Here is a 9,598-nt window from a genome sequence, read left to right on the forward strand (position 1 = left end):
GACCGCGATCGAGCGCGCCTTCGTCTCGACCCAGCGCACCGCGGCGCCGCCGCGATCGCGGCCCTCGAGGATCTCGGCGAGATCGCCGCGCGCGTCGTGGCAGCGCCCCGCGGCGTGCTCGATCGTCTCGTCGCGGGACGGGAGGCCGCGCAGGCACGACTCCAAGGCGTCGAGCGCCGCGTCGAGCTTGTAGTACGCCTGCCGCGCCGTGGGGGCCGCGTCCCCGAAGTCGAGGCGCGTGCGGCCCGCGTCCAGGTGCCGGAAGCCGGCGAAGAACCTCGCGGACGCCGCCCGGGCGCGCTTCGCGAGCTTTTCGACGCGCGCCGTGATCTCGGGATCGCGCAGCGCCGCGGCGACGGCCTTGACGGCGTCCTCGGCGAGCCTGTCGACGCGCCCGGCGGACACCTTGGTGCTGAAGAACTCGGTCGCCACGTCCTCGATGAGGTGCGCCTCGTCGAACACGACGACGTCGTGGCGGGGGAGGACGCCCCCGGCGCCGCGGGCGCGCGTCGCGAGATCGGCGAAGTACAGGTGGTGGTTGACGACCACCATGCGGGCGCGCTGCGCGTCGAGGCGGGCGCGCGTGACGAAGCACCTGTCGAACGCCGGGCAGCGCTGGCCGATCCGCGTCTCGGCCGAGGAGCACACCTCGCGCCAGAGCGGCGCCTCGTCCGCGAGCCAGTCGATCTCGGCGCGATCTCCCGTCTCCGTCGTCCGCGACCAGGACTCGAGCCGCTCGACGTCGCGCGGCGCGAAGCCGAGCACCGCGGGCGACGCGAGGAGCGCGCCCAGCCGCCGCAGGCAGAGGTAGTTCTCCTGCCCCTTGAGCAGCGCGGCGTCCACGGGGCGCCCGAGCGCGCGGCCGAGGAGCGACAGATCCTTGAAGAAGATCTGATCCTGGAGGTTCCGCGTGCCGGTCGAGACGACGACCCGCTTTTCGGAGATCGCCGCGGGGGCGAGGTAGGCGAGCGTCTTGCCCGTGCCGGTGCCCGCCTCGGCGAGCAGCACGCCCGTCTCGCGCACGACCTTCGACACGGCGCGCGCCATCTCGATCTGGGGATCGCGGCGCTCGTACCGCTCGAGGCATCGGGCGAGGGGGCCGGAGGCGGCGAAGAAGGCGTCGATCTCCATCACAGGACGTAGTGCGCGATCAGGAAGACGACCAGGAGCGCCGTGACGACGAACGCGGCGATCGCGACGGGATCGGCGCCGGTCGCCTTGAGGATCTCCGCCGCGCGGGTCCGCTCGGCCGGCTTGCTTCCCTCCGCTGCGGCGAGCGCCTTGGCGATTTTGCGCGCCTCGAGGAAGTCGCCGCGCTTGTAGCACGCCTCCAGTCGAGCGATGTCGGGCGCCTCGTTCATGGCGGCGATGTTACGCCGGGACGCGCGCGCGGGTCAATTCGGCGCGGCGGGAAGAGCTGTTTGCCTGACTTTAATCGACGAATAACTGGGATGTGGAAGGGGCTGACACCCGTTCTTCCCGTCTACGCGCTAGTCATCGGACAGGGTTCTCACAAGACGAATGCCGTTGTCGTCACCACGGCCTGCCGTTCTTCCCTCTCCCTGTGTTCCAAGACGGGAAAAACACGCAGGTGCACGGTATGAACCGCCACGCTTATCGTGGTGTATGGAACCGTCTCCATTCCCAGTCGGGTCGATGACCGGCGGTTCTTGGCCGACAACCACGTCGAGAGGTAGACCCTCGTAAACGTAATCGGTCCATTCTTTCACGTTTCCCAGCGCGTCGTAGAGACCCCAGCCGTTCTTGTACTTGCCGCCAACCGGTTGCACGGTGTCGGCGTTGCCGCAATACCACATCGCCTCGTCGGCAACCGGGTCGTCGCACCCACCCTCACTTTCGGCATAGCCGGTCGAGATCTCGCCGATCCACGTGGAGCCGGTCGCTCCGGCGCGCGCCGCGTACTCCCACTCGGCCGAGGTCGGGAGGCGGTAGCCTGGGCACTCGTACCAGTCCGTGTACTTGTGTACGTCACCTTCACAGCGGAAGATCTCGGGAAGGATCGTGGGATCGCCCGATGCGACGTTCAGGCACCCATGCTCGAAGAAGTCGCCGTCCGGGCGAACTCGTACACCACCGGAGGGGACTCTACTGGGTGGGACGGCGAAGAGTGGGACCACGGGGACATCTGGGACGACTGGGATCCCGCAGCCCCACCTGTCCCCCAAGTCTCAGTAGTCCCACTCTGCCTTCGTCCCACTGCCGAGAAGGCCGGCGAGGTACTTTCGTCACCTCGGGATGTGCTTTCGTCACCTCGGGAGGAGCTTTCGTCACCTCGGGATGTGCTTTCGCGACCTCGGGATGTGCTTTCGCGACCTCGGGAGGAGCTTTCGAGGAATCGCTAGGTACTTTCGTCACCTCGCGAGGAGCTTTCGTCACCTCGCGAGGGTCTTTCGAGGCATCGCGAGGCGGAGGTGTCACTTTGGGGTGTAGTTCCGATGCCACACGGTGTGACGGAAAAACCACACCGGGCAGCGCGTCAGATCCCGTAAATATGCGGATCACACGCGTTGGCATCGCCGTTGCAATAGCACCTGCTCGACCTCACAACGCTCGACGCACAGGGTGCTGCGAGCCAACAAAAGGAGACCGCGATGCTCAAGAAGAAGACCTGCTACCCTCCGAAGACGTTCGACGACGCGCTGGACGCCCTCGTCCGCCTGTTCCAGGCCAAGGGCTGGACGTTCACGGGCGTGGACGTCGAAAGGCTCGCGACGGACGTCGACGCGCAAAGGGCCGAGCGCTCCGAGCACGACACGCTGCAGAGCCAGTACGCGTCCGCGCACGAGACGTTCGGCGTGAACCAGGAGGCCCGCTACGAGCGGTTCCTCGCGGCCCTGAACGCCGCCCGCGCGGTGTTCCGCAACGACAAGGCGGTGATGGCCGAGCTCGAGAGGTTCAAGCGCAGCACGAGCGGCCGGCCGCGCAAGTCCTCGGATGAGGCGGCGTGACCCGCCTTCGCGCCTGCGGGCGCTTGGGCGCGGCAAGCCCCCGGACCGTCCTTCCCACCGACAGAGGCAGACCGACCAACAGCCGCTCGCTTCGAACGGCGAGCGGCTCCCGCCTTCGCGCTCGGAAGGACGACGCGTCCGGAAGGCGTCGCCGGGCAGCGGCCTCCGCGCCGACCGCGGCACACGCATCCCCGCTGCTTGACCCTCGGCGCTCCGCTTGCTATGGACCGTCCACGTTCTTTTTCAAAGTGATCGTCGTACGGGCAAGGACGGAATGGTTCCGTCCGGGAAGCCGGTGAGATTCCGGCGCGGCCCCCGCCACTGTAACCGGGTACGAAAGCAGCGAGGCCACTGGAGCGAGCTCTGGGAAGGCGCTGCGAGTAGGGAGATCCGGAAGCCAGGAGACCTGCCTCGTGCGACACCTCGAGTCTGCGGGGCGCAAGACCATCGGGTTCCCTGGCGCGAAGAGCTTCGCGAGTCTACCCCCCCTGACGAGAGTCGAATGGCGTGACTTCGGGAGTGGGGTCCGCCGTCATCCAGGGGACCGGAGGTGATCATGGACAAGCTGCAGTCGATTTCGTTGGCGCTGGTCGTCGCGCTCCTCTCGGCATGCTCGGAGGACACCGGCGACGAGGACGCGGGCATCGACTCCGGGACGGACTCGGACACCGACACGGACACGGACACCGATTCGGACACGGACACCGATTCGGATTCCGACGCCGACGCCGGAGCGCTGGAGATCATCGGCGACTACCACGAGGACTGGGGCGCGGCGCACCAGGTGACCGCCGAGGCTTGGACCGTCGTCTTCCCCGGGTACGGGGACGCCGGGCCCACGACGTCCGTCGCGCACATCACGTCGTTCGACAACGGCGCGGACTACCTCGTCGCGCAGAACGACCACGACCTGAGCTACAACCCCGACCTGTGGTCGCGGTACGACTGGACGTACGAGGATCTGAGCGACGGCGGCGTGGATCTCTACTACTGCCAGGTCGAGTACGCGGCGGAGGACGAGGAGACGGCCGAGGCGAACGAGAGCGCCGATCCGGACGACCTCGGCGCCGGTTGCAGCGGGTTCTCCTGGAGCAAGCTGATAGAGGACTGAACCCGCCGCTCGGCCTGCTCCGGGGCGGACCCGCCCTGCAAGTTTTCGGGGAGTCCGCCCCATCGCGCGGCCTCCCATCCTGATCTGGATCGAGGTGGCGCGGTTCAGTCCACTGATGGTCGGATCGCGTTGGCGATGGCGTCGCGCTGCGCGCGCGTCACGCTGTGCAGCTTCAAGGTGACGGCGAACGTCTCCGCCGAGCGCCGGACATCGACGACCTTGCCGCGGAGCGGCTCGGCGCCCGGCTCGCCGAGGCCGACCTGCGCCGGGTCGAGGCTGACGCGCGTGCCGATCGGGACCGGCTCGACGACTTCGATCACGAGCACGTCCCCGGCGGCGGACGCGACGCGCCTCGCCTCGAGCCGTCTTTCCGCGGAGCCGCTCACTTTCCGGGCCCCTTGCGCGCCGCCTCGCGCATCTCCCGGCGCTCGCTCTCGGCGAGGATCTCCTGCCGGTGGTCGTACTTCCTGCGCCCCTTGGCGAGGCCGAGCAGCACCTTCGCGTAGCCCTTCTTGAAGTAGATCTCGAGGGGGACGAGCGTGTACCCCCGCTCGCGGATACGGACGCCCAGGCGCTCGATGACCCGCTTCTGCATGAGGAGCTTCCGCTCGCGACGCGGCTCGTGGTTGAAGTGGCCGGCCTTCTCGTACGCGCCGATGTGCGCGCTCACGAGGAAGAGCTCCCCTTCGCGCCAGATCGCGTAGGAGTCCTTCAGGTCCGCCTTGCCCGCGCGCAGCGACTTCACCTCGGTGCCCACGAGCACGAGCCCCGCCTCGAACGTGTCCTCGATCTCGTAGTCGTGCCGCGCGCGCCGGTTCCGGCACACGACCTTCTCCTCGGTGGATCCCGCGGCGCCCATGCGCGATTTCTAGACCGCCCGGGCCGCGGGCGCAACCTCCGGGCGACGATCGCGCTACATGGTGCGCGCCAGGCACAGGACCGAGACCGCGCCCGCGCCCGCGGCGACGAGCGCCGCCGCGGCGGATCGGACGGTGGCGGTGGTCGTGGCGACGTCGTCGACGAGGAGGACGCGGGCACCCCGGAGCCGGCCGCACGGCCGCGCGCGGAAGACCCCGGCGAGGGCGTCCCGGCGCCGCGCAGCCGTCAGGCCGGCCTGGTGCGGCGTGTCGACCTCCCGGCGCAGGAGCCCGGTGTCGAGGGGCGCGCCGATCGCGCGCGGGAGCCGGCTCGCGAGCAGCGCCGCCTGGTTGAAGCCGCGCGCCCGCAGGCGCCGGGGGTGCAGCGGGACCGGCACGACGAGATCTATTGGCCCCGCGTGCGCGAGCCCCTCCGCGAGGAGCCGCGCGAGCGGCGCCGCGAGCCACGGCGCGGGCCCGTACTTGAACCTCGTGATCGCGGCGGACAGGGCGCCCCCGTAGGCGTAGCGCGCTGAGAGCGACTCGAAGGGCGGCGGCTCCGCGAGGCAGCGGCCGCAGAGGTGGTCGCCGCCGTCGGCCTCGAAGGAGAGGCCGCAGCGCGGGCAGCGCGGGGAGGCGGCGCGGACGAGCGAGCTCGAGCACGCCTCGCAGAAGGCCGCGCGCTCGGCGTCGACGCCCGCGAGCCGGATCGGCGCGTCGCAGGCGGCGCACCGGGGCGGCCACAGGAGGTCGGCCGCGGAGGAGATGAGGCGCAGGAGAGCCATCCCCCGATATCGGACGTTCAGGGAAAAGGTTGACGAAAATCTTCCGAGGCGGCGAGGAGCGCCCGCGCGGCGAGGCGGAGCCGGTCGTCGAGCCGGGCGTCGTCCGGGATCGCCTCGACGAGCCGCCGGTCGAGATCCGGCACGAGCGACAGCGCGATCGCGGTGGGCGTGCACGGGTTCTCGACCAGGGCGATCGCGACCCGCGGCCGGGCCCTCCACTTCGCGCTCAGCCCGATCCTGCGGAGCACGGACGCGGCGGCGGGGCGGCGCGCGGCGATCCGCACGACGTCGGCCTCCGTGAGCTTCGGGTTGCTGAGGAGGCGCGCCGCGACGAGGGGGTGCGGGTCGCGCATCGCGAGATCCATGGTCCTGCGCGACGGGCGAAGGGCGAGCGCCCTGCGTTCGCCGAGGGTGAGCGGCCGCCCGCCGCCGTAGTCCGGCACCGCGAGCTGCGCGTCGTCGTCTTCGGCCTCGACGTCGGCCAGGAGGAAGAGGTCGGTCAGGCGATCCCCTTGCGCCACCGCGGCCTCGCGGGTGTGCGTGAGGTGCTCCGGCGGCCACTCGCCGAGCGCGACCGCGAAGCGCGCGGTCGACGAGGCGACCCGCAGGCGCCGCTCCCGCGAGGAGAAGGCGAGGCCGAGGAGCAGGTCGAAGAGCGAGGAGGCGTCCTCCGGGGAGATCGAGACCACGAGGTCGGTGAACACGTTCGTCCGCTGCGCCCACTCCCGCAGCCCCCCGAGGTGCTCCTTCAGCTCCGCGAGGAGGGCGTCGTGCACCGGGCCGCGGGACATCGCCGGCGGGGCCTACTCCGCGACCTGCGCGGACACGGCGGAGACCTGCAGGGTCAAGGAGCCGCCCTCGTACTCCGGAGGGACGTCGTCGAAGACGAGCTGGAAGGCGGTCGAGCCGTTGGCCGAGATCACGCAGTTGTACAGCTCCCCGGTCTTGGAGCGGAAGTGGCCGGACATCGCTCCTTTCGGGGTGAGCTTGAGCGTCTCGGGGTCGATCGTCCTGCCGCACGGGGCGCGGACCTCCGCGCGGACGTCGTCGGCGCCGCCCACGAGGCGCCCCCGGAGCACGATGCGACCCGCGCCCGTGAACCCCCGGTTGAACACGTCGCCGGTCACGACGAGGTACTGCTCGCCGGTGCTCGCCTTGACGAGGGTGCGCGCCGTGACGACGACGTCGAGGCCGCGCGCCTCGTCGGAGATCCGCTCGCTCTTCTCGCCGGAGAACGCGAACGCGACCTGCGAGCCGAGCTCGTCGAAGGAGAGCGACCAGTCGTTGCGGAAGAGGACGAAGACGAGGAACAAGACGAACAGGGCGCCGATGGCGAAGATGAGCTTGCCGAACGCCTGCGCGCCGCGGCTCTGCGTCTCGAACGGGATCGTGTAGCCGGAGAGCTCGAGCGGCAGATCCTCCTCCCACGACTCGCGCGCGGGCGCCGCCGCCCCGCGAGCGGCGTAGTAGGAGGACGAGACGGGTGCGGCGGGCGACGGTCGCTCGGCCGGTTCTCGCGGCGCCGCCGCGGCCTCGGGAACGGCCGCGCCCGGTTCGTCCGTCTCCGGGATCCGGATTTCGGACGTGATGTCCTCGCCGTCGTCCTGAGGCCCCGGCTGCGGTTCCGCGGGCAGAGCCTCCTCGGCCGGCTTCGACTTGAGGAACGCGAACTCCTGCGGCAGGTGCTGCTGCCCGGTGAACTCCTCGTACCCGGACGGCGCGCGATCCTGCCTCCGCATGAGCGTGAACACGTTCTTGCAGCGGGAGCAGCGCATCTTCCGCGGCTTGTCGGTGACGAGGTTCTCGGGGATGCTGTAGCCGGTGGCGCACTGCGGGCATTTCACTATCATCGCGGGGCTCCTTCGAGGGTCGCTTCGGCCTCGCCCATAGTGCCCACGAAGCGCCGCGAGGACAAGCGAAACGACCGCGGAGCCGCAGACGGCTCGAGCGTGTTGTTGCGCGGCGCGGCCTCGGATAGAGTGCCCCTATGCGCGACAGGGGCAGCTCGAGAATCGAAGGGTTTCACCTCCTCGGGGCGGCGGCGCGGCGCGAGCGGCTGCGGGCCGCGCTCGGCGGGGTCGACGTGGGCGGGGTGCTGGACGCCGGGCCCGGTGCTCCTTTCGCCGAGGCGATGATCGAGAACGCGGTCGGCTGCATCGGCGTGCCGTTGGGCGTTGCCGCGAACTTCACGATCAACGAGCACGACGTCTTCGTGCCGATGGCCGTGGAGGAGCCCTCGGTGGTCGCCGGCGCCTCCAACGCCGCGCGCATGGCGAGGGCCGGCGGCGGTTTTCGCGCAAAGGCCGATCCACCCGTGGGAGCGGCGCAGGTGGAGCTCCTCGAGGCGAGGCCCGGCGCGGCCGGGGCGATCGCGGCGGCCCGCGCGGAGATCCTCGCGCTCGCCGACGCGGCGCAGCCGGAGCTCGTCCGCTTAGGCGGCGGGGCGCGGGACGTCGTCGTGCGGGAGGGCGTCGGCGGGCCGCACCGGCTGGTCGTGCACCTGACGGCCGACTGCCGCGACGCGATGGGTGCGAACACGCTGAACACGATGGCCGAGGCCGTCGCCCCGAGGCTCGCCGAGCTCGCCGGGGCGCGCCGGGGCCTGCGGATCCTGACCAACCTCGCGGACACCCGCCTCGCGCGCGCGAGCTGCCGGGTGCCCGTCGACGCGCTCGCACGGAAGGGCTTCGACGGCGCGTCCGTGGCCGCCGGCGTCGCGGCCGCGTCGCGCTTCGCCGAGGAGGATCCGTACCGCGCCGCGACCCACAACAAGGGGATCTTCAACGGGATCGACGCGCTCCTGCTCGCGTGCGGGAACGACTGGCGCGCGGTCGAGGCCGGGGGGCACGCGTACGCCGCGCGCGGCGGCGCGTACGGCCCCCTGTCGACGTGGGAGGTGGACGGGGATCACCTCTGCGGGCGGATCGAGATGCCGATGGCGGTCGGGATCGTCGGCGGCGCGGTGCGCGTCCACCCGGTCGCGCGGCTGTGCCTCGAGATCCTCGGCGTCGAGAGCGGGAGCGAGCTCGCCATGGTCGCGGTCTCGGTCGGCCTCGCCTCGAACCTCGCGGCGCTCGCCGCCCTCGCGAGCGAGGGGATCCAGGAGGGGCACATGCGGCTGCACAAGCGGCGCGATCCGTAGAAGAGCGCTGCCCCAAAAGGGCGAGAGCTACTCCGTCGGCGGGCCCACTTTGTCGAAGCGCATGAGGAAGATGTCGCTCGTATCGTCCCAAATCGAGTCAGTAAGGGGAAGCTCGATGTCATCGCCGTGGCCGGAGGTCGCGATGAACGGGTCGGAGCCGTACGCGCCGGTGAGCCAGATCGACATACCGTCCATCTGCGCTCCGCCGTACACCATCTCTCTCTCTGTGCCGCCCATTCCGTGCATCCAGAGGATCTCCCCGGTCGCCGAGAACCTTACCAACGCGACGTCCTCCTCGCCCCCGGCGACCAGATCACGCTGTCCGGGATCGTCCCCCTCGAACGCCAGCGATGACCCGAACTTGAAATGGGCCAGAAAGCCCCCCTCGGGCAGAGCCGTGATGCCGATCCCCTCCCTGTACTCGGGTTCATCTACCTTCACCGGCCGCGCCCACTCGAAATGGCCATCTTCAATGTCGTACTGAGCTACGAGCACGCCGATTTCGTCGTCGTCGATAGAGAGATCCGCTCCGTTCAGCTCCGGATCCGTGAGCGCGCGGAAGTAGCCGATGACGGCGACCGACCCGCCGGCCACTGTCTGCGCGTACCAATGTCCATTCTTGGTCACCCCGAGATCCCTCACCCAGGCGAGGCGGCCTTCGGCGTCGTACCTGGCCAGGGACGAGCAATCGTTGGCGTCCTGCTGTAGCGGGCAGTACAGGGTGGTCTCGTTCG

Annotated in this window: 12 protein-coding genes and 1 riboswitch; of the genes, 3 read left to right on the forward strand and 9 right to left on the reverse strand. The window is 70.4% G+C overall.

Annotated features, from left to right (window positions below):
- The 3 genes from M0R80_29115 to M0R80_29125 all read right to left on the reverse strand — a co-directional run.
- A partial coding sequence (locus M0R80_29115; protein ID MCK9463699.1) for an ATP-dependent DNA helicase occupies nt 1-1,131 on the reverse strand: 1,131 nt, incomplete at its 3' end.
- The gene (locus M0R80_29120) at nt 1,131-1,361 is read right to left on the reverse strand and encodes a hypothetical protein (protein MCK9463700.1); all 231 of its coding nucleotides are present in this window, start codon (nt 1,359-1,361) and stop codon (nt 1,131-1,133) included. The genes M0R80_29120 and M0R80_29115, both read right to left, overlap by 1 nt.
- Before the next feature lie 129 nt (nt 1,362-1,490).
- Nucleotides 1,491-2,138, reverse strand: coding sequence for a formylglycine-generating enzyme family protein (locus tag M0R80_29125; protein MCK9463701.1), 648 nt, complete (start codon nt 2,136-2,138; stop codon nt 1,491-1,493).
- Between the two features lie 474 nt (nt 2,139-2,612).
- Between M0R80_29125 and M0R80_29130 the strand changes: the two genes are divergently transcribed.
- Together M0R80_29130 and M0R80_29135 are read left to right on the forward strand one after the other, a co-directional pair.
- Complete coding sequence (locus M0R80_29130; GenBank protein ID MCK9463702.1) at nt 2,613-2,969, forward strand: hypothetical protein; 357 nt, start codon at nt 2,613-2,615, stop codon at nt 2,967-2,969.
- 238 nt (nt 2,970-3,207) lie between these two features.
- Nucleotides 3,208-3,398, forward strand: a riboswitch (cobalamin riboswitch).
- 127 nt (nt 3,399-3,525) lie between these two features.
- Nucleotides 3,526-4,080, forward strand: coding sequence for a hypothetical protein (locus M0R80_29135; GenBank protein MCK9463703.1), 555 nt, complete (start codon nt 3,526-3,528; stop codon nt 4,078-4,080).
- A 104-nt stretch (nt 4,081-4,184) separates the two neighbouring features.
- Here the strand turns inward: M0R80_29135 and M0R80_29140 are convergent, their stop codons facing one another.
- From M0R80_29140 to M0R80_29160, 5 genes are read right to left on the reverse strand one after another with little or no spacing between them, the layout of a single operon-like run.
- Nucleotides 4,185-4,466 carry a hypothetical protein gene (locus M0R80_29140; protein MCK9463704.1) on the reverse strand — a complete coding sequence of 94 codons (282 nt, stop codon included), beginning with the start codon at nt 4,464-4,466 and terminating at the stop codon, nt 4,185-4,187.
- Entirely contained in the window at nt 4,463-4,939 is a 477-nt protein-coding gene (smpB, locus tag M0R80_29145; GenBank protein MCK9463705.1) for an SsrA-binding protein SmpB, read from the reverse strand. The genes M0R80_29140 and smpB overlap by 4 nt, the downstream gene beginning before the upstream one ends.
- Before the next feature lie 54 nt (nt 4,940-4,993).
- Nucleotides 4,994-5,722: a ComF family protein gene (locus M0R80_29150; GenBank protein MCK9463706.1), complete on the reverse strand. Its 729-nt coding sequence runs from the start codon at nt 5,720-5,722 to the stop codon at nt 4,994-4,996.
- Between the two features lie 17 nt (nt 5,723-5,739).
- Nucleotides 5,740-6,513 carry a hypothetical protein gene (locus M0R80_29155; protein MCK9463707.1) on the reverse strand — a complete coding sequence of 258 codons (774 nt, stop codon included), beginning with the start codon at nt 6,511-6,513 and terminating at the stop codon, nt 5,740-5,742.
- Between the two features lie 12 nt (nt 6,514-6,525).
- Nucleotides 6,526-7,572 carry a zinc-ribbon domain-containing protein gene (locus tag M0R80_29160; GenBank protein MCK9463708.1) on the reverse strand — a complete coding sequence of 349 codons (1,047 nt, stop codon included), beginning with the start codon at nt 7,570-7,572 and terminating at the stop codon, nt 6,526-6,528.
- 137 nt (nt 7,573-7,709) lie between these two features.
- Between M0R80_29160 and M0R80_29165 the strand changes: the two genes are divergently transcribed.
- Nucleotides 7,710-8,864: a hydroxymethylglutaryl-CoA reductase, degradative gene (locus M0R80_29165; GenBank protein MCK9463709.1), complete on the forward strand. Its 1,155-nt coding sequence runs from the start codon at nt 7,710-7,712 to the stop codon at nt 8,862-8,864.
- 27 nt (nt 8,865-8,891) lie between these two features.
- Here M0R80_29165 and M0R80_29170 read toward each other — a convergent pair.
- A partial coding sequence (locus M0R80_29170; protein ID MCK9463710.1) for a hypothetical protein occupies nt 8,892-9,598 on the reverse strand: 707 nt, incomplete at its 5' end.

The organism is Pseudomonadota bacterium (assembly GCA_023229365.1).
In the GTDB taxonomy this organism is placed as follows: Bacteria; Myxococcota_A; Polyangia; order JAAYKL01; family JAAYKL01; genus JALNZK01.